General features: G+C 52.3%; 20 protein-coding genes and 1 other annotated feature. Of the genes, 11 read left to right on the top strand and 9 right to left on the bottom strand.

Features of this window, described 5'->3' with window-relative positions; all coding sequences use genetic code 11:
* Nucleotides 1–115: 115 nt before the first annotated feature.
* The 7 genes from dnaX to hemH all read left to right on the top strand — a co-directional run bounded on the left by dnaX (nt 116) and on the right by hemH (nt 7,544).
* Nucleotides 116–2,047, top strand: coding sequence for a DNA polymerase III subunit gamma/tau (gene dnaX, locus H9644_RS13190; RefSeq protein WP_064529078.1), 1,932 nt, complete (start codon nt 116–118; stop codon nt 2,045–2,047).
* Nucleotides 1,380–1,444, top strand: a sequence feature (DnaX frameshifting element). It overlaps the preceding gene by 65 nt.
* Nucleotides 2,048–2,099: 52 nt before the next feature.
* Nucleotides 2,100–2,429 carry a YbaB/EbfC family nucleoid-associated protein gene (locus tag H9644_RS13185; protein WP_001515903.1) on the top strand — a complete coding sequence of 110 codons (330 nt, stop codon included), beginning with the start codon at nt 2,100–2,102 and terminating at the stop codon, nt 2,427–2,429.
* Complete coding sequence (recR, locus tag H9644_RS13180) at nt 2,429–3,034, top strand: recombination mediator RecR (RefSeq protein WP_064529077.1); 606 nt, start codon at nt 2,429–2,431, stop codon at nt 3,032–3,034. Before H9644_RS13185 ends, recR begins: the two co-directional genes overlap by 1 nt.
* A gap of 109 nt (nt 3,035–3,143) precedes the next feature.
* Nucleotides 3,144–5,018, top strand: coding sequence for a molecular chaperone HtpG (gene htpG, locus H9644_RS13175; RefSeq protein WP_064529076.1), 1,875 nt, complete (start codon nt 3,144–3,146; stop codon nt 5,016–5,018).
* 218 nt (nt 5,019–5,236) lie between these two features.
* The gene (gene adk, locus H9644_RS13170) at nt 5,237–5,881 is read left to right on the top strand and encodes an adenylate kinase (protein ID WP_001313630.1); all 645 of its coding nucleotides are present in this window, start codon (nt 5,237–5,239) and stop codon (nt 5,879–5,881) included.
* A 45-nt stretch (nt 5,882–5,926) separates the two neighbouring features.
* On the top strand, nt 5,927–6,430 hold the full coding sequence (locus H9644_RS13165; protein ID WP_149025976.1) for a hypothetical protein: 504 nt from the start codon (nt 5,927–5,929) through the stop codon (nt 6,428–6,430).
* A gap of 151 nt (nt 6,431–6,581) precedes the next feature.
* A complete protein-coding gene (gene hemH / locus H9644_RS13160; protein ID WP_064529074.1) occupies nt 6,582–7,544 on the top strand; it encodes a ferrochelatase in 963 nt (320 codons plus the stop codon).
* On the opposite strand, the gene aes is transcribed toward hemH, so the two are convergent.
* The gene (gene aes / locus H9644_RS13155) at nt 7,541–8,500 is read right to left on the bottom strand and encodes an acetyl esterase (RefSeq protein ID WP_064529073.1); all 960 of its coding nucleotides are present in this window, start codon (nt 8,498–8,500) and stop codon (nt 7,541–7,543) included. The genes hemH and aes overlap by 4 nt on opposite strands.
* Before the next feature lie 151 nt (nt 8,501–8,651).
* Here aes and gsk point away from each other — a divergent pair, with 151 nt between their 5' ends.
* On the top strand, nt 8,652–9,956 hold the full coding sequence (gene gsk, locus H9644_RS13150; RefSeq protein ID WP_064529072.1) for an inosine/guanosine kinase: 1,305 nt from the start codon (nt 8,652–8,654) through the stop codon (nt 9,954–9,956).
* Nucleotides 9,957–10,113: 157 nt separating this feature from the next.
* Here the strand turns inward: gsk and H9644_RS13145 are convergent, their stop codons facing one another.
* The 3 genes from H9644_RS13145 to fsr form a co-directional block, all read right to left on the bottom strand.
* Nucleotides 10,114–10,251 (bottom strand): hypothetical protein, encoded by a 138-nt coding sequence (locus H9644_RS13145; protein ID WP_191774904.1) that lies wholly within the window; start codon nt 10,249–10,251, stop codon nt 10,114–10,116.
* A 4-nt stretch (nt 10,252–10,255) separates the two neighbouring features.
* Nucleotides 10,256–11,932: a YbaL family putative K(+) efflux transporter gene (gene ybaL / locus H9644_RS13140; RefSeq protein ID WP_064529071.1), complete on the bottom strand. Its 1,677-nt coding sequence runs from the start codon at nt 11,930–11,932 to the stop codon at nt 10,256–10,258.
* 238 nt (nt 11,933–12,170) lie between these two features.
* Entirely contained in the window at nt 12,171–13,391 is a 1,221-nt protein-coding gene (fsr, locus tag H9644_RS13135; protein ID WP_064529070.1) for a fosmidomycin MFS transporter, read from the bottom strand.
* Nucleotides 13,392–13,608: 217 nt separating this feature from the next.
* Between fsr and ushA the strand changes: the two genes are divergently transcribed.
* The gene (gene ushA, locus H9644_RS13130) at nt 13,609–15,261 is read left to right on the top strand and encodes a bifunctional UDP-sugar hydrolase/5'-nucleotidase (protein WP_191774902.1); all 1,653 of its coding nucleotides are present in this window, start codon (nt 13,609–13,611) and stop codon (nt 15,259–15,261) included.
* Nucleotides 15,262–15,298: 37 nt separating this feature from the next.
* Here the strand turns inward: ushA and H9644_RS13125 are convergent, their stop codons facing one another.
* The 5 genes from H9644_RS13125 to copA form a co-directional block, all read right to left on the bottom strand.
* On the bottom strand, nt 15,299–15,802 hold the full coding sequence (locus H9644_RS13125; RefSeq protein ID WP_064529068.1) for a hypothetical protein: 504 nt from the start codon (nt 15,800–15,802) through the stop codon (nt 15,299–15,301).
* Nucleotides 15,799–16,599 carry a DUF6896 domain-containing protein gene (locus H9644_RS13120; protein ID WP_064529067.1) on the bottom strand — a complete coding sequence of 267 codons (801 nt, stop codon included), beginning with the start codon at nt 16,597–16,599 and terminating at the stop codon, nt 15,799–15,801. Before H9644_RS13120 ends, H9644_RS13125 begins: the two co-directional genes overlap by 4 nt.
* Before the next feature lie 23 nt (nt 16,600–16,622).
* Nucleotides 16,623–17,102 (bottom strand): Cys-tRNA(Pro)/Cys-tRNA(Cys) deacylase YbaK, encoded by a 480-nt coding sequence (ybaK, locus tag H9644_RS13115; RefSeq protein ID WP_191774892.1) that lies wholly within the window; start codon nt 17,100–17,102, stop codon nt 16,623–16,625.
* A gap of 202 nt (nt 17,103–17,304) precedes the next feature.
* The gene (locus H9644_RS13110; protein WP_064529065.1) at nt 17,305–18,099 is read right to left on the bottom strand and encodes a TraB/GumN family protein; all 795 of its coding nucleotides are present in this window, start codon (nt 18,097–18,099) and stop codon (nt 17,305–17,307) included.
* A 252-nt stretch (nt 18,100–18,351) separates the two neighbouring features.
* Complete coding sequence (gene copA, locus H9644_RS13105; RefSeq protein WP_191774890.1) at nt 18,352–20,856, bottom strand: copper-exporting P-type ATPase CopA; 2,505 nt, start codon at nt 20,854–20,856, stop codon at nt 18,352–18,354.
* Between the two features lie 261 nt (nt 20,857–21,117).
* Here copA and glsA point away from each other — a divergent pair, with 261 nt between their 5' ends.
* Nucleotides 21,118–22,050 carry a glutaminase A gene (glsA, locus tag H9644_RS13100; protein ID WP_191774888.1) on the top strand — a complete coding sequence of 311 codons (933 nt, stop codon included), beginning with the start codon at nt 21,118–21,120 and terminating at the stop codon, nt 22,048–22,050.
* 2 nt (nt 22,051–22,052) lie between these two features.
* On the top strand, nt 22,053–23,345 hold the full coding sequence (locus H9644_RS13095; RefSeq protein ID WP_191774886.1) for an APC family permease: 1,293 nt from the start codon (nt 22,053–22,055) through the stop codon (nt 23,343–23,345).
* Nucleotides 23,346–23,378 lie beyond the last annotated feature (33 nt).

Genomic DNA, 23,378 nt, shown 5'->3' with positions numbered 1-23,378 from the left:
TCGCCAGCCCACGTCATGGGCAGCACAAGTTGTACATTCAGCCTCGCCGTTCTGACGGGGCTGTGTTAGCATTACCCCTTCGTGAATCCACCTTCCAGCGTTTCAGAGCCTGCCAATGAGTTATCAGGTCTTAGCCCGAAAATGGCGCCCACAAACCTTTGCTGACGTCGTCGGCCAGGAACATGTGCTGACCGCACTGGCGAACGGCTTGTCGTTAGGGCGTATTCATCATGCTTATCTTTTTTCCGGCACCCGTGGCGTCGGAAAAACCTCTATCGCCCGACTGCTGGCGAAGGGGCTAAACTGCGAAACCGGCATTACCGCGACGCCGTGCGGCGTATGTGATAATTGTCGTGAAATCGAGCAAGGGCGCTTTGTCGATTTGATTGAAATCGACGCCGCCTCGCGCACTAAAGTTGAAGACACTCGCGACCTGCTGGATAACGTTCAGTACGCTCCGGCGCGTGGTCGTTTTAAAGTCTATCTGATCGACGAAGTGCATATGCTGTCACGCCACAGCTTTAACGCACTGTTAAAAACCCTTGAAGAACCGCCGGAGCACGTCAAGTTCCTGCTGGCGACCACCGATCCGCAGAAATTGCCGGTGACGATTTTGTCGCGCTGTTTGCAATTTCATCTCAAGGCGCTGGATGTCGAGCAAATTCGCCACCAGCTTGAGCACATCCTCAACGAAGAACATATCGCCCACGAGCCACGCGCACTGCAACTGCTGGCACGCGCCGCTGAAGGCAGTTTGCGAGACGCGTTAAGTCTGACCGACCAGGCGATTGCCAGCGGCGACGGCCAGGTTTCGACCCAGGCAGTAAGCGCGATGCTTGGGACGCTTGACGACGATCAGGCTCTGTCGCTGGTTGAAGCGATGGTCGAGGCCAACGGCGAGCGCGTAATGGCGCTGATTAATGAAGCCGCCGCTCGTGGTATTGAGTGGGAAGCGTTGCTGGTTGAAATGCTCGGCCTGTTGCACCGCATTGCGATGGTACAACTTTCGCCTGCCGCACTTGGCAACGACATGGTCGCCATCGAGCTGCGGATGCGTGAACTGGCGCGAACCGTACCGCCGACGGATATTCAGCTTTACTATCAGACGTTGTTGATTGGTCGCAAAGAATTACCGTATGCGCCGGACCGTCGCATGGGCGTTGAAATGACGCTATTGCGCGCGTTGGCGTTCCATCCGCGCATGCCGCTGCCTGAACCGGAAGCGCCGCGTCAGTCCTTTGCAGCCGTCGCGCCAACGGCAGTAATGACACCAACGCAGGTGCCGCCGCAACCGCAATCAGCGCCGCAGCAGGCAGCAACTGTGCCACTCTCAGAAACCACCAGCCAGGTGCTGGCGGCGCGCCAGCAACTGCAGCGCGCTCAGGGAGCAACCAAAGCAAAAAAGAGTGAACCGGCAGCCGCTACCCGCGCGCGGCCGGTGAATAACGCTGCGCTGGAAAGACTGGCTTCGGTCACCGATCGCGTTCAGTCGCGTCCGGTGCCATCGGCGCTGGAAAAAGCGCCAGCCAAAAAAGAAGCGTATCGCTGGAAAGCTACTACCCCAGTGATGCAGCAGAAAGAAATGGTCGCCACGCCGAAGGCGCTGAAAAAAGCGCTGGAACATGAAAAAACGCCGGAACTGGCGGCGAAGCTGGCGGCAGAAGCCATTGAGCGCGACCCATGGGCGGCGCAGGTGAGCCAACTATCGCTACCCAAACTGGTCGAACAGGTGGCGTTAAATGCCTGGAAAGAGGAGAACGGCAACGCAGTATGTCTACATTTGCGATCCTCTCAACGGCATCTGAATAACCGCGGCGCACAGCAAAAACTAGCTGAAGCGTTGAGCACGTTAAATGGTTCAACGGTTGAACTGACTATCGTTGAAGATGATAATCCCGCGGTGCGTACGCCGCTGGAGTGGCGTCAGGCGATATACGAAGAAAAACTTGCGCAGGCGCGCGAGTCCATTATTGCGGATAATAATATTCAGACCCTGCGTCGATTCTTTGATGCGGAGCTGGATGAAGAAAGTATCCGCCCCATTTGATCGTAAGCGCTGCTTACGATCGTCATCCTTAACGTGATTGAGAGAGAAACCTATGTTTGGTAAAGGCGGTCTGGGCAACCTGATGAAGCAAGCCCAGCAGATGCAAGAAAAAATGCAGCAGATGCAGGAAGAAATCGCGAAGCTGGAAGTGACTGGCGAATCCGGCGCAGGTCTGGTGAAAGTGACCATCAATGGTGCTCACAACTGCCGTCGCGTAGAGATCGACCCGAGCCTGCTGGAAGACGACAAAGAAATGCTGGAAGACCTGGTGGCTGCAGCATTTAACGACGCAGCACGTCGTATCGAAGAAACTCAGAAAGAAAAAATGGCCTCTGTTTCCTCCGGAATGCAGCTGCCGCCTGGCTTTAAGATGCCGTTCTGATGCAAACCAGCCCGCTGTTAACACAGCTTATGGAAGCACTGCGCTGTCTACCGGGTGTTGGCCCGAAGTCGGCGCAGCGTATGGCGTTCACGCTGCTTCAACGCGATCGTAGCGGCGGGATGCGCCTTGCACAAGCGCTCACCCGGGCGATGTCGGAAATTGGTCACTGCGCTGATTGCCGCACCTTCACTGAACAGGAAGTCTGTAATATCTGTTCAAATCCGCGTCGTCAGGAAAACGGTCAAATCTGCGTGGTGGAGAGTCCGGCGGACATCTACGCCATTGAGCAGACCGGGCAGTTTTCAGGCCGTTATTTTGTGTTGATGGGGCATCTGTCACCGCTGGACGGCATCGGTCCGGATGATATCGGGCTTGATCGCCTGGAACAGCGTCTGGCGGTAGAAAAAATCACTGAAGTGATCCTCGCCACCAACCCGACGGTCGAAGGTGAGGCCACCGCCAACTATATTGCCGAGCTTTGCGCGCAATATGACGTGGAAGCCAGCCGTATCGCTCATGGCGTACCGGTTGGCGGCGAGCTGGAAATGGTCGACGGCACCACATTGTCGCACTCCCTTGCCGGGCGTCATAAGATTCGTTTTTAAGCAAACGAGAGCAGGATCACCTGCTCTCGCTTGAAATTATCCCCCCTTGTCCCCATTTCTCCCTCATCCTGTTTTTAACCTTAAAATGGCATTGTTGAGGTAGACCTACATGAAAGGACAAGAAACTCGTGGTTTTCAGTCAGAAGTGAAGCAGCTTCTGCACCTGATGATCCATTCTCTGTATTCCAATAAAGAAATCTTCCTGCGTGAGCTTATCTCTAACGCCTCCGATGCGGCGGACAAGCTGCGTTTCCGCGCACTCTCTAACCCGGACCTGTACGAAGGTGACGGCGAACTGCGCGTTCGTGTTTCTTTCGATAAAGACAAGCGCACGCTGACCATCGCCGATAACGGCGTGGGGATGACCCGCGACGAAGTGATTGACCATCTGGGTACTATCGCTAAATCTGGCACCAAATCTTTCCTCGAATCGCTGGGTTCTGACCAGGCGAAAGACAGCCAGCTGATCGGTCAGTTTGGTGTTGGTTTCTACTCCGCGTTTATTGTGGCCGATAAAGTGACCGTACGTACTCGCGCGGCAGGCGAAAAACCAGAAAACGGCGTGTTCTGGGAATCGGCTGGCGAAGGTGAATACACCGTTGCCGATATCACCAAAGAAGATCGCGGTACTGAAATCACCCTGCATCTGCGTGAAGGTGAAGACGAGTTCCTCGATGACTGGCGCGTTCGTTCCATCATCAGCAAATACTCCGACCATATCGCGCTGCCGGTAGAGATCGAAAAACGCGAAGAGAAAGACGGCGAAACCGTTATTTCCTGGGAGAAAATCAATAAAGCGCAGGCGCTGTGGACCCGTAATAAGTCGGAAATCACCGACGAAGAGTACAAAGAGTTCTACAAACATATCGCTCACGACTTTAACGATCCGCTGACCTGGAGCCACAACCGTGTCGAAGGTAAGCAGGAATACACCAGCCTGCTGTACATCCCGTCGCAGGCGCCGTGGGATATGTGGAACCGTGATCACAAACACGGCCTGAAACTGTATGTTCAACGTGTGTTCATCATGGACGACGCTGAACAGTTTATGCCGAACTATCTGCGTTTCGTACGTGGCCTGATTGACTCCAGCGATCTGCCGCTGAACGTTTCCCGTGAAATCCTCCAGGACAGCACCGTAACCCGCAACCTGCGCAATGCGCTGACCAAGCGTGTGCTGCAAATGCTGGAAAAACTGGCGAAAGATGACGCAGAAAAATACCAGACCTTCTGGCAGCAGTTTGGCCTGGTACTGAAAGAAGGTCCGGCGGAAGATTTCGCTAACCAGGAAGCGATTGCGAAACTGCTGCGTTTTGCTTCTACCCATACCGACTCTTCTGCGCAGACCGTTTCTCTGGAAGACTACGTTTCCCGCATGAAAGAAGGGCAGGAGAAAATCTACTACATCACCGCAGACAGCTATGCGGCAGCGAAGAGCAGCCCGCACCTGGAACTGCTGCGCAAGAAAGGCATCGAAGTTCTGCTGCTTTCCGACCGCATCGATGAGTGGATGATGAACTATCTGACTGAGTTCGACGGTAAACCGTTCCAGTCCGTGTCTAAAGTTGACGAGTCGCTGGAAAAACTGGCTGATGAAGTCGACGAAAGTGCAAAAGAAGCGGAAAAAGCACTGACTCCGTTCATCGATCGTGTGAAAGCACTGCTCGGCGAGCGCGTGAAAGATGTGCGTCTGACTCACCGTCTGACCGATACGCCAGCAATTGTCTCTACCGACGCGGACGAAATGAGCACTCAGATGGCGAAACTGTTCGCCGCAGCGGGCCAGAAAGTGCCGGAAGTGAAATACATCTTCGAACTGAACCCGGATCACGTACTGGTGAAACGTGCGGCAGATACTGAAGATGAAGCGAAGTTCAGCGAGTGGGTAGAACTGCTGCTGGATCAGGCGCTGCTGGCAGAACGCGGTACGCTGGAAGATCCGAACCTGTTTATTCGTCGTATGAACCAGCTGCTGGTTTCCTGATGTAATGCCGGATGAATTTTATCCGGCATACAGCTGAATGTGGTGCCGGATGACCTTCGTGTCATCCGGCATTTTTCTTTTCATTATCTGCACTTTCCGCAAATTATCTCCCCTTTAACCGTTTCAGCCTAAGGTGCCTTTCTTGAGGCAATCGCCTGATGGTGGTATCGTTTATCGCTTTTTCAAAAAAATCGACACATTTTAAGGGGATTTTCGCAATGCGTATCATTCTGCTTGGCGCTCCGGGCGCGGGGAAAGGGACTCAGGCTCAGTTCATCATGGAGAAATATGGTATTCCGCAAATCTCCACTGGCGATATGCTGCGTGCCGCGGTCAAATCTGGCTCCGAGCTGGGTAAACAAGCTAAAGACATTATGGACGCTGGCAAACTGGTCACCGATGAACTGGTGATCGCGCTGGTTAAAGAGCGCATTGCTCAGGAAGATTGCCGTAACGGTTTCCTGCTCGACGGCTTCCCGCGTACCATTCCGCAGGCAGACGCGATGAAAGAAGCGGGCATCAACGTTGATTACGTTCTGGAATTTGACGTACCGGACGAACTGATTGTTGACCGTATCGTAGGTCGCCGCGTTCACGCGCCGTCTGGTCGTGTTTATCACGTTAAATTCAATCCGCCGAAAGTTGAAGGCAAAGACGACGTTACTGGTGAAGAGCTGACCACCCGTAAAGACGATCAGGAAGAAACCGTGCGTAAACGTCTGGTTGAATACCATCAGATGACTGCGCCGCTGATTGGCTACTACTCCAAAGAAGCAGAAGCGGGTAACACCAAATACGCGAAAGTTGACGGCACCAAACCGGTTGCTGAAGTTCGCGCAGCTCTGGAAAAAATCCTCGGCTAAGTAAAAAGGCCGGATACACTTCCGGCCTTTTACAAGGATGTAAATATGCGTTATCTCTGTTTATTACCAACAGGCATTTTATTGCTTTCGTCATTGCTGACAGGGTGTGAAATGCCTATGTGTTACGTCGGTGTAGCTCTTTCTCATGTTACCAGCAATGGTAAAGTGCATGAAAAACAAGAGCTTCCTGAAGCTCAAGTGGGCCAGTATTACGAAACCGTCGTAAAAACGACCATAAGTTGGTATGAAGCGCCGGACATTCGTCCCGAAAAGCCTGAAACTTTTCCTGAAGGCATACAAATGTCATTGTGGGCAAAAAACAAAGAGGGTGAACTTTTCCCCATCACGGATGAAAATGCCGAGTTTCTGAAAAAGAATGCAGATTCTCTGACCGAAGAGGCGTGGGTAAAATTTTCAGGCACTCCCCAGAAAGCCGGAGAATATACGATCAGGACCACTTTCAGAACGGGTACACCAATGTGTGGTAGGGCATTAAATTTAATCTGGCCATATACACTTAACGTCAATGATACCCCCGTGACGCAATAGCACCTTCTGGAAAACCTGGCGCTGGCAAAAATCTCTTATTTAAGATATAGCGCCTTATGATATTTTCTGATTTAGCCTCTCACAGCAATTAGTTCTTCTTCCTCACTTTTCCGCTACAATTATCAACAAGTTGAATCGATAAGAGGCGGTAATGCGTCAGACTAAAACCGGTATCTTGCTGGCAAACCTGGGGACGCCCGATGCCCCCACACCTGAAGCGGTAAAACGTTACCTGAAACAATTTTTGAGCGACAAACGCGTGGTTGATGCCTCACGGCTGTTGTGGTGGCCGTTGCTGCGTGGTGTGATTTTGCCGCTGCGCTCACCACGTGTGGCGAAGCTGTACGCCTCGGTCTGGATGGAAGGTGGCTCGCCGCTGATGGTTTACAGCCGCCAGCAGCAGCAGGCACTGGCACAACGTTTACCGGATACGCCAGTGGCGCTGGGCATGAGCTACGGCTCGCCATCACTGGAAAGTGCCGTAGATGAACTACTGGCAGAACATGTTGATCATATCGTGGTGCTGCCGCTCTATCCGCAATACTCCTGCTCAACGGTTGGTGCGGTATGGGATGAACTTGCACGCATTCTTGCGCGCAAGCGTAGCATTCCGGGGATATCATTTATTCGCGATTACGCCGATAACCACGATTACATTAATGCACTGGCGAACAGCGTACGCGCTTCTTTTGCCAAACATGGCGAACCGGATCTGCTGCTGCTCTCTTATCATGGTATTCCGCAACGTTATGCGGATGAAGGTGATGATTACCCACAGCGCTGTCGTACAACGACTCGCGAACTGGCTTCCGCACTGGGGATGGCACCGGAAAAAGTGATGATGACCTTTCAGTCGCGCTTTGGTCGTGAACCCTGGCTGATGCCTTATACCGATGAAACGCTGAAAATGCTCGGAGAAAAAGGAGTCGGTCATATTCAGGTGATGTGTCCGGGCTTTGCTGCGGATTGTCTGGAAACCCTGGAAGAGATTGCCGAGCAAAACCGTGAAGTCTTCCTCGGTGCGGGCGGAAAAAAATATGAATATATTCCGGCGCTTAATGCCACACCGGAACATATCGAAATGATGGCTAATCTTGTTGCAGCGTATCGCTAAAGTTGAGCGGTAAAGAACTGAGCACCGTCGCGTAGAGCATCGTCGGCGGTTTTCATCATCCGTGAATAATGCAAAAAGGCGTGCAGCGTACCGGAGTAGAGTTTGAACTCACAAGGCTGCTGGTGTGCCGCTAACGTCTGGTAAAGCAGGCGACTGTCATCCAGTAGCGGATCGAACTCCGCCCCGGCGATATAACAGGGCGGCATATTTCGAGTGAGATCATTATTAAACAGGCAGTAATACGGCGACTCGCGATCCGCTTCGCTGCCTAAATATGCCTCTTCATACATCTGCAAATCCTGTTGCGTTAAGCCATCCCAGCCACCGCCCAGCAGGCGACGTGTCACGGAATCCCGTAACCCATAAAGCCCATACCACAGCAAAACGCCCACAACCTTACCGCAATCGATCTGTTTATCACGCAGCCACAAGGCGCTGGCGAGCGCCAGCATTGCGCCAGCGGAATCACCGGCAAAGCCAATGCGTGACATATTGATTTGATAATCGCCCGCTTGCTCGTGGAAGTGACAACAGGCGGCCACAATTTCCTCTATCGGTTGCGGAAAATGCGCTTCTGGCGAAAGGGTATAATCAATGCCAATCACCGTACACTGGGTGTAGCTTGCCAGAAGTCGCATGATGCGATCGTGAGTATCGAGATTGCCGAGAATAAAACCACCGCCATGAAGATAAAATAGCGTCGCTGGGCTATCTGGATTTGGACAAAATAAGCGGGCCTCCACCTGTCCATATTTTGTTGGAACTGCGTAATCCCTGGTTTCCATTTCTGGAGCGCCAGCATTCCAGAATCGCCGCTCAAGCGTGTAATGCTGACGCTGTTCGGCAAGTGTACCTTCCGCGGGCCAGGGCGGTAAATCAGGCTGAAGCGTATTAACAACGGCCTTCATTTCGGCAGAAATCAGTTCCAGTGCGGGTAATTTGTTTTCCATCTTCATAGAAAAACTCCTTTCAAATTACGCCATTGTAAGGAAGCTCTGCCATGATAATGCGATCTCGTCTGCTGATATTGAAACTGGCTGCATCTCGCGCGTTCCCGTGAGATTGTGTTAACATTCGCCGCTCAGTTAACCACCCGTAAAAACAACCATGAAATTTCCCGGTAAACGTAAATCCAAACATTACTTCCCCGTAAATGCACGCGATCCGCTGTTGCAACAAATCCAACCAGAAAACGAAACCAGCGCAGCCTGGGTGGTCGGTATCGACCAGACGCTGGTGGATATTGAAGCCAAAGTGGAAGACGATTTTATTGAACGTTATGGATTAAGCGCCGGGCATTCACTGGTCATTGAAGATGATGTTGCCGAAGCACTCTATCAGGAACTTAAAGAGAAAAACCTGATTACCCATCAGTTTGCGGGCGGCACTATTGGTAACACCATGCACAACTACTCTGTGCTGGCGGATGACCGCTCGGTACTGCTGGGTGTGATGTGCAGCAATATTGAAATTGGCAGCTACGCCTATCGTTACTTGTGTAATACATCCAGTCGTACCGATCTTAACTATCTGCAAGGCGTAGACGGCCCGATTGGACGCTGTTTTACGCTGATTGGCGAATCTGGCGAACGCACTTTTGCCATTAGCCCTGGTCACATGAACCAGCTACGGGCAGAAAGCATTCCGGAAGATGTGATTGCCGGAGCGTCGGCGCTGGTACTCACCTCATATCTGGTGCGTTGCAAACCGGGTGAACCGATGCCGGAAGCGACCATGAAAGCCATTGAGTACGCGAAGAAATATAACGTGCCAGTGGTGCTGACGCTAGGCACCAAATTTGTCATCGCTGAGAATCCACAGTGGTGGCAGCAATTCCTTAAAGAACACGTCTCCATCCTTGCGATGAACGAAGAAGAAGCCGAAGCGTTGACCGGAGAGAGCGATCCGCTGCTGGCATCTGACAAGGCGCTGGACTGGGTGGATCTGGTGCTATGCACCGCCGGGCCAATCGGTTTGTATATGGCGGGCTTTACCGAGGACGAAGCGAAACGTAAAACCCAGCATCCGCTGCTGCCGGGCGCTATCGCAGAATTTAACCAGTATGAGTTTAGCCGCGCCATGCGCCACAAGGACTGCCAGAATCCGCTGCGCGTCTATTCGCACATTGCGCCGTACATGGGCGGACCAGAAAAAATCATGAACACCAACGGTGCCGGAGATGGCGCACTGGCGGCGCTGTTGCATGACATTACCGCCAACAGCTATCACCGCACTAACGTGCCAAATTCCAGTAAGCATAAATTCACCTGGCTGACTTATTCGTCGTTAGCGCAGGTGTGTAAATACGCTAACCGTGTCAGCTATCAGGTGCTGAACCAGCATTCACCACGCTTAACGCGCGGACTGCCGGAGCGCGAAGACAGCCTGGAAGAGTCTTACTGGGATCGTTAAGCTATCGAACCAATGACTGTCGGATGCGGCGTAAACGCCTTATCCGACCTACGGAAGATGGCACGCGTAGGCCGGATAAGATGCGTCAGCATCGCATCCGGCAATGACTGTCGGATGCGGCATAAACGCCTTATCCGACCTACGGAAGACAGCACGCTTAGGCCGGATAAGATGCGCCAGCATCGCATCCGGCAATGACTGTCGGATGCGGCATAAACGCCTTATCCGACTTACGGAAGATGGCACCTGTAGGCCGGATAAGATGCGCCAGCATCGCATCCGGCAATGGCGTCAATGTATTACCCCGTCACCACTTCACCCGCAGGTGGCGTTTCCAGAAGTTCCAGCATAGTACGGGCAATTTCACGCTCGCCCATCACTACCTGATTCGCTCCGCGCTCGGTAATATACGCCACCTCGTCGTCATAATGGGCGCGGGCGATAATCTCAATATCCGGGTTTTTCGCGCGAGCAGAAGCCACAATCTCGCCTGCTTCGTAACCGTTGGGAATCGTCAGGATCAGCCATTTTGCGCATTCCAGATGCGCCAGTTGCATGATCTCTTCGTTAGCCGCGTTGCCTAATACCGCCCGTACCCCGCGCTCGCGCAGTTCATCGACGCGAGTACGTGACGTCTCAATCACCACTAAAGGAATATCAGACGCGAGCAATTTCTCCCCCAGCAGGCTGCCCACACGACCATAACCTACCAGCAGCGCATGGTTGCAGATATCCACCGGGATCTGCTTCTCTTCTTCAATGGCTTCCTCCAGCGTCTGCTCTTCCAGCGTTTCGGTTTTCGCCAGGTATTTCTCCAGTAGCGCGAACAGCACCGGGTTGAGCATAATCGACAAAATCGCCCCTGCCAGCACCAGGTTTTGCCCCGCCTGTGGCAGCAGATCCAGCGCCATCCCCAGACCAGCCAGAATAAAGGCGAACTCACCAATCTGCGCCAGGCTGGCGGCGATGGTCAACGCCGTACGCTGGGAGTGACCAAACAACCGGACGAGGAAAAGCGCAGCGACCGATTTACCAAACAGAATAATTGCCAGTGTAGCCAGCACCGCCAACGGCTGCTGAATAAGGATTAACGGATCAAACAACATCCCGACAGAGACGAAGAACAGCACTGCAAACGCATCGCGCAATGGCAACGTATCGTGAGCGGCACGGTGGCTAAGTTCTGACTCATTCAGCACCATCCCGGCGAAGAACGCGCCCAGCGCAAAGGAGACGTCAAACAACTCCACCGCGCCAAATGCAATTCCTAACGCCAGCGCCAGCACCGACAGGGTAAACAGCTCGCGCGAACCTGTTGCCGCGCTACGTGCCATAATCCATGGCACCAGACGGCGACCTACCAACATCATAATGGCGATAAACGCGACTACTTTGCCGATGGTGATACTCATATCCAGCGCCAGCGTCGCAAAGCCAACATCGCCTTGTTCCATCATCCCCGCTACCGCTGGCAGTAATACCAGCGTCAGGACCATCACCAAATCTTCCACAATCAGCCAGCCAATGGCGATTTGCCCGCGCTGGCTGTCTATCAACTGCCGTTCTTCAAGCGCGCGCAGCAGCACCACGGTACTGGCGGTGGAAAGACACAGGCCGAATACGATGCCGGTCATCAACGACCAGCCGATCACGGCAGAAAGAGCCATACCCAGCAACGTCGCCACGGCTATCTGGGCAATTGCGCCGGGAATGGCGATAGACTTTACCGCCATCAAATCCTTGAGTGAAAAATGCAGGCCGACGCCGAACATCAGCAGAATAACGCCCAGCTCCGCCAGTTCCGGAGCCAGTTTAGTATCGGCAACAAAACCTGGGGTAAATGGGCCTGCCAGCACACCCGCTAACAGATATCCCACCAGAGGAGAAATACGCAGTTTATTGGCCAGCATGCCGAGGATAAAGGCAAGCACAAGGCCGCCAACAATTGTGGTGATAAGCGGGGTGGCGTGATGCATTCCGTCTCCTTTTCCTGGTGGTGGTTGTCCATATTTTGGCCGGGAAAACCAAAATTACAGGTAATAGTTTATGACAATTTCATAGATGATGTTTATGAATAATTGTTGAATTTTGCAGAAAAATGGAATTAGCCGCAAAAAAGGCACGGATCGGAAAAGTGATGAGGTGTATGAAGAGGAAAGGCTTATGGTTACTGCAAAATGAAGCAGCCAAAGTTTACCTTTGGCTGCCGGGAATTCAGGATTTATGCCGATTATCAGGTAAGAATATGGTCAACATTCCAAGAAGCGGTAGGAAAGCACATATTTTATAAACTAACTCGATACTGGTATGGTCGGCGATAAGCCCCAGAACTGCGGCTCCAAGGCCACCCATGCCAAAAGCAAAACCGAAAAAGAGCCCGGAAACCATGCCGATACGTCCCGGAAGTAGCTCCTGAGCATAAACCAGAATGGCAGAAAACGCCGAGGCAAGGATAAATCCAATAATCACCGTTAAAACCCCCGTCCAGTACAGGCTGGCGTAGGGTAAAATCAAGGTAAATGGCGCAACGCCGAGGATAGAGCCCCAAATCACATATTTTCGACCAATCTTATCGCCCACAGGCCCGCCAATCACCGTCCCCGCCGCAACGGCAAATAAGAAGGCAAACAGATGAAGTTGAGCATTCTGGATGGATAATCCGAATTTTTGCATCAGATAAAAGGTGTAATAGCTGCTGATGCTCGCCATATAGAAATATTTCGAGAAAATCAGCACTAACAGTACGCAAACAGCCAGCACGACCTTATTTCGCGGCAGCGGATTGATTATTGGCGCTTTCGGCTTGCCTTTACTCATTCGGTGCTGTGCAGAGTACCAGCGGCTGATTTGCGCCAACACCACGATTGCCAGCAGTGCCGCCAGTACAAACCATGCAACGTTGCCTTTGCCATAGGGGGCGATGAGCACCGCCGCCAGCAATGGCCCTAACGAGCTGCCAAAGTTACCGCCGACCTGGAAGATAGATTGCGCCAGACCGTGACGTCCGCCAGACGCCATACGCGCCACGCGGGAAGATTCCGGGTGAAAGACCGACGAACCGGTACCGACCAGCGCCGCCGCCAGCAACACTGAGCCAAAACTGCCCGCCAGCGCCAGCAATACCAGGCCGCTTAAGGTAAAGCACATGCCAATGGGCAGCGACCACGGCATTGGGTATTTATCTGTCCAGTAGCCGACCACCGGTTGCAGCAGCGAAGAGGCGAGCTGGAAGGTGAGGGTTATCAGCCCAATCTGCATAAACGTCAGGGAAAACTCTGACTGTAATAGCGGATAAATCGCCAGAATCAGCGATTGGATCATGTCGTTCAGCAGATGTGAGAGGCTGATAGCGCCTAAAATACCAAACGAAGTTCGGGCCTTGGTGGCCGACGCAGTCGCGCCTGCCACAGGCTGGGATTGTTCACTCATTGCCATAGAAAAGTCACTTTTTCAGAGTTGCGATGTAAAAATTTATCTTAATTGTGATTATTACCTGACTAACATACCTGTACGTGCCGTTTGAAGGAAGTCTCAATGTGGAAAACAGAATTTCCAATCTGGATGTAGATTTATCGTAACCGAACGCAGACTTGTCTATGATGTCGCGTCATACTAATTTTCAACACGTTATTATCTGGTCAGGGAGAGAAGTATGAAATTATTGCAGCGGGGTGTGGCATTAGCACTGTTAACCACATTGTCACTGGCGAGTGAAACTGCGTTGGCCTATGAGCAGGATAAAACCTATAAAATTACGGTTCTGCATACCAACGACCATCACGGTCATTTCTGGCGCAATGAATATGGCGAATACGGTCTGGCGGCACAAAAAACGCTGGTGGACGGTATTCGTAAAGAGGTCGCCGCTGAAGGCGGTAGCGTGCTGCTGCTTTCAGGTGGTGATATTAATACGGGTGTGCCGGAGTCTGACTTACAGGACGCCGAACCTGATTTTCGCGGCATGAATCTGGTGGGCTATGATGCAATGGCGATTGGCAATCATGAATTTGATAACCCGCTCACCGTATTACGCCAGCAGGAAAAGTGGGCAAAGTTCCCGTTGCTCTCTGCCAATATCTATCAAAAAAGTACTGGCGAGCGCTTGTTTAAACCCTGGGCGCTGTTTAAGCGCCAGGATCTGAAAATCGCGGTAATTGGTCTGACGACCGATGACACGGCGAAAATTGGTAACCCGGAATATTTCACCGACATTGAATTCCGTAAACCTGCCGACGAAGCGAAGCTGGTGATTCAGGAACTGCAACAGACAGAAAAGCCAGACATTATTATCGCAGCCACGCATATGGGGCATTACGACAACGGCGAGCACGGCTCTAACGCGCCGGGTGATGTCGAGATGGCGCGCAGTCTGCCTGCCGGATCGCTGGCGATGATCGTCGGCGGTCACTCGCAAGATCCAGTCTGTATGGCAGCGGAAAATAAAAAGCAGGTAGATTACGTTCCTGGTACGCCATGCAAACCGGATCAACAAAACGGCATCTGGATTGTCCAGGCGCATGAGTGGGGCAAATACGTTGGTCGGGCCGATTTTGAGTTTCGCAACGGCGAAATGAAAATGGTCAACTATCAGTTGATTCCGGTGAACCTGAAGAAAAAAGTCACCTGGGAAGATGGGAAAAGCGAGCGCGTGTTGTACACACCGGAAATCGCCGAGAACCAGCAAATGATCTCGCTGTTATCACCGTTCCAGAACAAAGGCAAAGCGCAGCTGGAAGTGAAAATAGGCGAAACCAATGGTCGTCTGGAAGGCGACCGCAGTAAAGTGCGTTTTGTGCAGACCAATATGGGACGATTGATTCTGGCAGCACAAATGGATCGCACCGGGGCAGACTTCGCGGTGATGAGCGGTGGGGGGATTCGTGACTCCATTGAGGCTGGCAATATCAGCTACAAAAATGTGCTGAAAGTACAGCCGTTCGGCAATGTGGTGGTGTATGCCGATATGAGTGGTAAAGAGGCGATTGATTACCTGACTGCCGTCGCGCAAATGAAGCCGGATTCCGGTGCCTATCCGCAATTTGCCAACGTCAGTTTTGTGGCGAAAGACGGCAAACTCAACGACCTGAAAATCAAAGGCGAACCGGTCGATCCGGCAAAAACCTATCGCATGGCAACATTAAACTTTAATGCTACTGGTGGTGATGGTTACCCGCGCCTTGATAACAAACCGGGCTATGTGAATACCGGTTTTATTGATGCCGAAGTGCTGAAAGACTATATCCAGAAAAATTCGCCGCTGGATGTGAGCGGGTACGAGCCGAAAGGTGAGGTGAGCTGGCAGTAATGAACCCCGTCGCGGCGTCATGATATGACGCCGCCATTTATGAATATTGAAATCTTGCATCGTAATCGCGATGTGTCAAACCAAATGCCATCAGCATATAATTTTGCGGATCACCAGGCTGTTCTTCATCTGCTTCAAACCAAAGTGTCACGCCTGAGCGATTGACGTGGATTAAGAGTGTATGGGGCGATTGACGGCGGATTTGCAGATCAGCGCCTTCGTTAACAAGCATGTTAAATACACGCGTAACGTTTAACTCAGCGATGTTATTCAATATTCCTTTATCAAATCTGATCGCTTTGCCCAAATGGATTTGGCTCAAATAATCGCACCAAATCATATATAGCTTGTTGCCTTCGAAATAGAACTCAACATTGCCAAATAGCCAGATATAAAAACCATTTCCCATATCATTTTTAGAGTCCGGTTCAACAAAGTTTTGTTCCAGCCATGCCATTGTTTGCCCCGGTTCGACAAAATCGAATTTTCCGTTAAAGACAAAATCATGGAAACTAACATCAACAAGATGGTCAAATTTCATCTTTTCGCTCCTGTGTGAATTTTTACACGCTTCAGAAGCCAGCGTAATTTACATCGGTGCAGGCGACTCTCCAGTGTTGAGCGAAAACTTACGATGTCGACATTGGACCGATCTACCGCAGCAACCCCCGTGTATTGTGGGATCGGTGAAGCGATCTTTTCTAACTTTCCCAGCGCCAGCAGTTGTTGAATGATCCTGCTGCCGTCGTGGTAATCATCGTAAATAGCCACTGGCAGAGGCTGCCAGGCGGGAGTCGATTTGATAAATCCGGAAAAAAAATACGGGTCCAGATCGCCGAAATCAAAGCCATAGGCGAGGGGAACTTCAATATTTTGCTCTGTTTTTTTATTCTCAAATGCACAATGAAAACCGTGAAAACAATACTGCCACTTTCCCATTTTGCCTTTTCGCTTACGGTTGCATTTGAAGGGGGAAAAGGCAACTAGTGGGTTATTTTCCGTCATCGCAACGTTCAGTTGTTCAGCCAATGCAAATATAAGCTCTGTCGCCAGCTTACGATATTCTTTCGCGCAGTGTTCGAAAAAATCCTGATGGCGGTTAATCTCTTCAAGTGATATTAATCTGGCGATCCGGATAACCGGGTCGGCAGAAGGCAAGCCAACAACAAACTCATCGAGCTGTGCTTTCAGCTCCAGCCCGAATTCCTCACGATACTTCTCTGCTTCGCTGGCAAAATGCAGATGTAATACCTTCTCTTTCGGTGTTTGCCGAAGTAAGGCGATATCCGGTATCTCATCTGCACAAGCGATACTTAATGTCTCTGTAATCCTTTCCACATCTTATCTTCCGTGTGCATCACTTAATCGCGGCGGGCGATATCGGCAAATTTCGCATCGAGGATCTTCGCCAGATCACTTGCCGCCAGTTCGATATCCAGCCCGCGTTTACCGCCGGAGACATAAATAGTGGCAAATTCTTGCGCGGGGGCGTCGATAATCGTCGGCAGACGTTTTTTCTGCCCCAGTGGGCTAATTCCCCCAACCAGATATCCCGTCGAACGCTGCGCGACCATCGGATCGGCCATCTCTACTTTCTTGGCACCCAGCGCTTTCGCCACTTTTTTAAGATCTAATTGACCAGCGACCGGCGTAACGGCCACGGCAAGGTGTTTCATATCGCCGTTCACTGCGACCAGCAGCGTTTTGTACACCTGATCCGCATTCAATCCTAATTTTTTGACCACTTCATCGCCAAAATTGGTTTCAGCCGGATCGTGTTCGTAGGTATGAACCTGAAAAGAAATTTTGTTTTTTTCGAGTAATTTAACTGCCGGTGTCATCGTAAATTTCCTGCCTTAAACAAAAAACGAAGCAAGCATACGCCTGATAGTGGTCCAAAAAAAAGAGCCATCTTGCCTAAGAGTATTGGCAGGATGGTGAGATTGAGCGACAATCGACTTACACCGTCGCGTAAAGTGACGGCATAATAATAAAAATATGAAATTCCTCTTTGACGGGCCAATAGCGATATTGGCCATTTTTTTAGCGCAACATCTGTGGCAAATTCCCTTCTCCATACAGATGTAAAGCACCGACCGCGACCATATAGCGCCCCGGCGGCATAGCGCGTAATTTATCCCGCCAGGCGAGATTTCGTTGGTGCATCAGTACATCGTACAGCGACTGGCTAAACGTATTGGGCAGCGTTATTTCATTATTTTGCGGCGGCGTATTCAGCCACCAGCTCATCATTTGTTGCAGCAGCCGTGCGTTGGTATGCCAGTGGGTCAGCGTATCGTCCAGCAGCGCCAGTCCTTTGTCAGGGAGCTGGAGTAACATGGCAATCTGTTTTTCTGCCCCTTCCAGTTCAATTACAGGTTTATGTTGTTGTTTCGCCGCCTGTAATAACTGGTAATCGATACCGTATTCTGCCCGCAGCCCTAGCTTTTGCGCCTGCGTTGCCTGGAGAACCATCGCGATTTGCCACAGCGGTTGGGTAGAAAACAGCGAGGGGGAAATGCCCATCTCCTGGCTAATGTGCTGCAGGTTTTGCAATTGCTTCTCGCTGATACGTTCTTCCAGCGCCTCGCAGGCGGGCAAATTGGCAAAAGGCGTATCGCTGGTGGAAACATCCGCCTCGACGATCAGCGCATCGGCATTTTTGAGTTTTTTGAGCAAACGGGTGGGCAGGGGAGCCATATCGTGGCTACCCATATGAATACTGCCAATCAGATGAAAATGGCGATTGCCGGGAAGAGAGATATCGATAGCAGGCCAGGTGTAATGATTACCGCGCAGCGCGGCCCAAAGCGTTTTTACCCGGTACAACAGATCCATACGACCTCCCTTTGTGAAATATCATGCTAGCGCGCAGGGAGGGATGGCGCAAATGGAGTTGATTGTTGCACTTGTGCATAGTGCTTCATCCGGCATTCGAGCACTATTGCCTGATGCGACGCTGGCGCGTCTTATCAGGCCTACAAACCTGTGCTCGAACCGTAGGCCGGATAAGGCGTTTACGCCGCATCCGGCAGTCATGCGTCGATGCCAAATGCGCCACCCTAAAGCAGCGCATCCGCAATGACATGCTTATTCCTTCGGTTTAAACCGCAGCAACCGGTTGGCGTTACTCACTACGGTAATCGACGAGAGCGCCATTGCCGCACCGGCAACTACCGGGTTAAGCAGCGTTCCGGTGAACGGCCACAAAATACCGGCAGCGACCGGAATACCAATGCTGTTATAGACAAACGCGCCGAGCAGGTTCTGCTTCATATTGCGCAGCGTCGCGCGGGAGATTGCGAGCGCATCGGCAACACCCATCAGGCTATGGCGCATCAGGGTAATCGCCGCGGTTTCAATGGCAACATCACTGCCACCGCCCATCGCAATACCCACATCCGCCTGGGCCAGCGCTGGCGCGTCGTTAATGCCGTCGCCCACCATCGCCACCTGACGTCCCTCACTTTGCAGACGTTTAATCGCTTCGGCTTTACCGTCTGGCAGCACCCCGGCGATCACTTCATCAATCCCCGCTTCTTTGGCGATTGCATTGGCGGTGGTTGGGTTATCCCCGGTCAACATCACCAGGCGATATCCCGCTTTATGCAGACGTTGCAGAGCCGCCACGCTATCGCTACGCAATGGATCACGTACCGCCAGCAGGGCCACTGCTTTCCCATCAACTGCCAGCAACACAGGTGTTGAGCCTTGCGACGCCTGGGCGGTAATTTCCGCTTCAATAGCTTTGGTATCCACTTGCTGCTCATTTAACAACGCCTGATTACCCAGCAACAGGGTATGACCTTCTGCTTCACCGCTCACCCCCAGCCCGCGCAATGTGCGGAAGCCGTTGACCGGCGGCAGTTGCATATCGCCTGCTTTATCGAGGATCGCCCGTGCCAGCGGATGGCTGGAACCTTGTTCCAGCGCCGCCGCCAGACGCAGTGCCTGCGCTTCATCAACATCAGCAAAAGTTTTCACTGCCACAACCTGCGGTTTACCTTCGGTCAGCGTCCCGGTTTTATCGAACACGACGGTGTCGAGCGTACTGGCGCGTTGCAGGGCGTCAGCGTCACGCACCAGCACGCCAAATTCTGCCGCACGCCCGACGCCGGAAATAATCGACATCGGCGTTGCCAGCCCCAGCGCACACGGGCAGGCGATAATCAGTACCGTGGTGGCAATCACCAGGGTATAAACAATTTGCGGTGCCGGACCAAAGAAGTACCAGATTGCCGCACTGACCAGCGCAATGACCACTACCACTGGCACAAACACGGCAGAGATTTTATCCGCCAGCTGACCGATTTCCGGTTTACTGCTCTGGGCCTGGCGCACCATGCGAATGATCCGTGACAGCGTGGTATGGCTGCCAACCGCACTGGCGCGAAACAGCACGCTGCCGTCCTGTACCACTGTCCCGGCATGGACGCTATCGCCTTCGCCTTTTTGCTGCGGAATAGGTTCGCCCGTCAGCATCGCTTCATCCAGCCATGCTTCGCCCTGGGTAATCTCACCATCTACCGGCACACGGTCGCCCGTCGTCAGGCGCAGTAACATGCCTGGCTGAACTTCCGCCAGCGGCACACTTTTTTCACCTTCGTCAGTAACCAGGCGCGCCGTCGGCGGGGTTAAATCGAGTAATTTCTCCAGCGCCTTTGAAGAACGCTGACGTGCGCGCGCTTCCAGCATATGACCGAGGTTGATCAGACCGATAATCATCGCACTGGCTTCGTAGTAAAGATGTCGCGCTTCCATCGGGAACCACTGAGGCCACAGGTTGACGCTCATTGAATAGAGCCACGCCACGCCAGTTCCCAGCGCCACCAGCGTATCCATCGTCGCAGCGCCGTTTCGCAGGCTTTTCCACGCGCTGCGGTAAAAATGCCCGCCAGCGAAAACCATCACCGCCAGCGTTATCAGGCCGATAACCAGCCACAGGCTGCGGTTTTCGGCGGTGACCATCATATTATCGCCGATCATCCCCCAGACCATCACCGGGATACCCACCGCCAGGGCGACAATCGCCTGCCAGCGGAAGCGCTTCATTGTAGCGATGGCGGTTTCTTGCTGGCGCTCACGGCGTTTAGCGTCATCTTCGATCGCTTCCGCGCCATAACCTGCTTTCTCCACCGCCTGGACTAAATCTTGTGGGGAGGCACTGCCCATGACCAGCGCAGTACGCTCCGCCAGGTTTACCCGTGCCTGGGTGACGCCCGGTACGCTTTGCAGCGCATTTTGTACGCGGGTGACACAGCTGGCGCAGCTCATGCCGCTGAGTAGCAACTGCTGGCTGTCATCGTCATCGGCGGTCGCTGCCGGAAGCTCATCAGAAACCGCTGTCAGTGCTTCCGACGGGATTGATGACTCCGCCAGCGGTTTAGCCTTTGGGTGGCTTACAGATGCGTCATAACCCGCTTGTTTGATGGTTTCGATCAGCTGTTCTGCACTGGCAGTGCCGGTAACGTGTGCTTCAGTGACAGACACATCAGCCTGCTCAACGTCCGGGCGCTGTTCGAGACTTTCTTTCACGCGTTTAACGCAGTGACCGCAGGACAGGCCGTCCAGGGTCAGGTCGATAGTTTGTGACATAACATACTCCTTTAAGACAGTGTTGACTGACTGTGGTAAAGGGTAAACCTTCCAGCAAGGGGAAGGTCAAGAAATTATTTATCAGCGAAATGAAAAGTCGGCAGAGATTAAAAAATTGGCGCAATTTGCATCAGAATTAGACATTTATCTCTTTGTTTTCCTTTATCTAAAGTACGGATGCTAAGTTAAATCAGGATGCCTGAAAATTGGCATCGGGGTGAGGAAATACCTCCCGCATCTATAAAAAGGAGTTAACAAAAGATGTTAGATGCAAACAAACTACAACGGGCAGTGGATCAGGCGTACACCCAATTTCAATCACTTAGCGGCGGACAAAACGCCGATTACATCCCCTTTCTGGCGAATGTACCCAACCAACTGGCGAGCGTCGCTATCGTCACCTGCGATGGCAATATCTATAGTGCCGGTGACAGTGATTACCGCTTTGCGCTGGAATCCATCTCTAAAGTCTGTACTTTAGCCCTCGCGTTAGAAGATGTCGGCCCACAGGCAGTACAGGATAAAATTGGCGCAGATCCCACCGGACTTCCCTTTAACTCGGTCATTGCGTTAGAACTTCATGGTGGCAAACCGTTATCACCGCTGGTTAATGCGGGGGCTATCGCCGCCGTCAGTCTGATTAAAGCCGGGAATGCAGAACAACGCTGGCAGCGGATTTTACATATTCAACAACAGCTCGCAGGAGAGCCGATAGCGCTCTCTGACGAAGTCAACCAGTCGGAACAAACGACCAACTTCCATAACCGAGCCATTGCCTGGCTGTTGTACTCCGCCGGGTATCTCTATTGCGATGCGATGGAAGCCTGTGATGTCTACACTCGCCAATGTTCCACGCTCATCAATACCGTTGAACTGGCGACGCTTGGCGCGACGCTGGCGGCGGGCGGTGTTAATCCGTTAAGTCAAAAACGCATTCTGCAGGCCGACAACGTGCCGTACATTCTGGCCGAAATGATGATGGAAGGACTGTATGGTCGCTCCGGTGACTGGGCGTATCGCGTTGGTTTGCCCGGAAAAAGCGGCGTTGGCGGCGGCATTCTGGCGGTAGTACCTGGCGTGATGGGGATTGCCGCGTTCTCCCCGCCGCTGGATGAGGACGGCAACAGTGTTCGGGGTCAGAAAATGGTGGCATCTGTCGCTAACCAACTCGGCTATAACGTGTTTAAGGGCTGATCATGATGAACGCGGAAGGTGATAACGGTAACAAACCTCTCGGGCTATGGAACGTCGTTTCCATTGGCATCGGGGCAATGGTGGGGGCGGGGATCTTTGCCCTGCTGGGGCAGGCGGCGTTGTTAATGGAAGCCTCAACCTGGGTAGCCTTTGCCTTTGGCGGCATAGTGGCGATGTTTTCCGGTTGTGCCTATGCGCGACTTGGCACAAGTTATCCCAGCAATGGCGGGATTATTGACTTCTTTCGCCGGGGGTTAGGTAACGGCGTCTTTTCGCTGGCATTATCCTTGCTTTACCTGATGACGCTGGCGGTGAGTATTGCTATGGTTGCCCGCGCATTTGGGGCTTATGCCGTGCAGTTTCTGCATGAAGGCAGCCAGGATGAGCATCTTATTTTGCTGTACGCGCTGGCGATCATTGCACTGATGACGCTATTCAACTCCTTAAGCAACCACGCGGTAGGCCGACTGGAAGTTATCCTCGTTGGCATCAAAATGATGATCCTGTTGTTGTTGATCATTGCGGGCGTCTGGTCGCTGCAACCTTCGCATATTTCTGTCTCCGCGCCACCCACTTCCGGCGCGTTCTTCTCCTGCATCGGGATTACCTTCCTTGCCTACGCGGGCTTTGGCATGATGGCGAACGCGGCGGATAAAGTGAAAGATCCGGCAGTTATAATGCCACGGGCGTTTCTGGTGGCGATTGGCGTGACTACGCTGCTTTACATCGCACTAGCGTTGGTACTGCTTAGTGATGTTTCGGCGTTAGAGTTAGAAAAATATGCCGATACCGCGGTAGCGCAAGCTGCTTCTCCACTGCTCGGGCATGTAGGGTATGTGATTGTGGTTATCGGCGCTTTACTGGCGACGGCTTCAGCCATTAACGCCAACCTGTTTGCCGTGTTCAATATCATGGATAACATGGGCAGCGAGCGTGAACTGCCGACGTTAATGAATAAATCCCTGTGGCGACAGAGCACCTGGGGCAACATCATCGTGGTGGTGTTGATCATGCTGATGACGGCAGCATTGAATTTAGGCTCGCTGGCCAGCGTCGCCAGTGCCACCTTTTTGATCTGCTATCTGGCGGTGTTTGTGGTCGCTATCCGCCTGCGTCATGATATCCACGCTTCGTTGCCAATCCTTGTCGTCGGCACGCTGGTTATGTTGTTGGTGATCATCGGTTTTATTTACAGCCTGTGGTCCCAGGGCAGCAGTGCGCTGATGTGGATTATAGGTGCACTATTACTAAGCCTTATTGTGGCAATGGTAATGAAACGGAATAAAACGGTATAAACTTTCTTGTGCGCAGTGCTTTCTGTACTGCGT

Source organism: Escherichia whittamii (assembly GCF_014836715.1).
Classification (GTDB): domain Bacteria; phylum Pseudomonadota; class Gammaproteobacteria; order Enterobacterales; family Enterobacteriaceae; genus Escherichia; species Escherichia whittamii.
The sequence above is the reverse complement of the archived record's forward strand: the minus strand, read 5'-3'. Positions and strand labels throughout refer to the sequence as shown.

Bases quoted from the DNA above. Each gene is read 5' to 3' on its own strand.
- dnaX (WP_064529078.1), top strand. From the start codon at position 116: ATGAGTTATCAGGTCTTAGCCCGAAAATGGCGCCCACAAACCTTTGCT.
- H9644_RS13185 (WP_001515903.1), top strand. From the start codon at position 2,100: ATGTTTGGTAAAGGCGGTCTGGGCAACCTGATGAAGCAAGCCCAGCAG.
- recR (WP_064529077.1), top strand. From the start codon at position 2,429: ATGCAAACCAGCCCGCTGTTAACACAGCTTATGGAAGCACTGCGCTGT.
- htpG (WP_064529076.1), top strand. From the start codon at position 3,144: ATGAAAGGACAAGAAACTCGTGGTTTTCAGTCAGAAGTGAAGCAGCTT.
- adk (WP_001313630.1), top strand. From the start codon at position 5,237: ATGCGTATCATTCTGCTTGGCGCTCCGGGCGCGGGGAAAGGGACTCAG.
- H9644_RS13165 (WP_149025976.1), top strand. From the start codon at position 5,927: ATGCGTTATCTCTGTTTATTACCAACAGGCATTTTATTGCTTTCGTCA.
- hemH (WP_064529074.1), top strand. From the start codon at position 6,582: ATGCGTCAGACTAAAACCGGTATCTTGCTGGCAAACCTGGGGACGCCC.
- aes (WP_064529073.1), bottom strand. From the start codon at position 8,500: ATGAAGATGGAAAACAAATTACCCGCACTGGAACTGATTTCTGCCGAA.
- gsk (WP_064529072.1), top strand. From the start codon at position 8,652: ATGAAATTTCCCGGTAAACGTAAATCCAAACATTACTTCCCCGTAAAT.
- ybaL (WP_064529071.1), bottom strand. From the start codon at position 11,932: ATGCATCACGCCACCCCGCTTATCACCACAATTGTTGGCGGCCTTGTG.
- fsr (WP_064529070.1), bottom strand. From the start codon at position 13,391: ATGGCAATGAGTGAACAATCCCAGCCTGTGGCAGGCGCGACTGCGTCG.
- ushA (WP_191774902.1), top strand. From the start codon at position 13,609: ATGAAATTATTGCAGCGGGGTGTGGCATTAGCACTGTTAACCACATTG.
- H9644_RS13125 (WP_064529068.1), bottom strand. From the start codon at position 15,802: ATGAAATTTGACCATCTTGTTGATGTTAGTTTCCATGATTTTGTCTTT.
- ybaK (WP_191774892.1), bottom strand. From the start codon at position 17,102: ATGACACCGGCAGTTAAATTACTCGAAAAAAACAAAATTTCTTTTCAG.
- H9644_RS13110 (WP_064529065.1), bottom strand. From the start codon at position 18,099: ATGGATCTGTTGTACCGGGTAAAAACGCTTTGGGCCGCGCTGCGCGGT.
- copA (WP_191774890.1), bottom strand. From the start codon at position 20,856: ATGTCACAAACTATCGACCTGACCCTGGACGGCCTGTCCTGCGGTCAC.
- glsA (WP_191774888.1), top strand. From the start codon at position 21,118: ATGTTAGATGCAAACAAACTACAACGGGCAGTGGATCAGGCGTACACC.
- H9644_RS13095 (WP_191774886.1), top strand. From the start codon at position 22,053: ATGATGAACGCGGAAGGTGATAACGGTAACAAACCTCTCGGGCTATGG.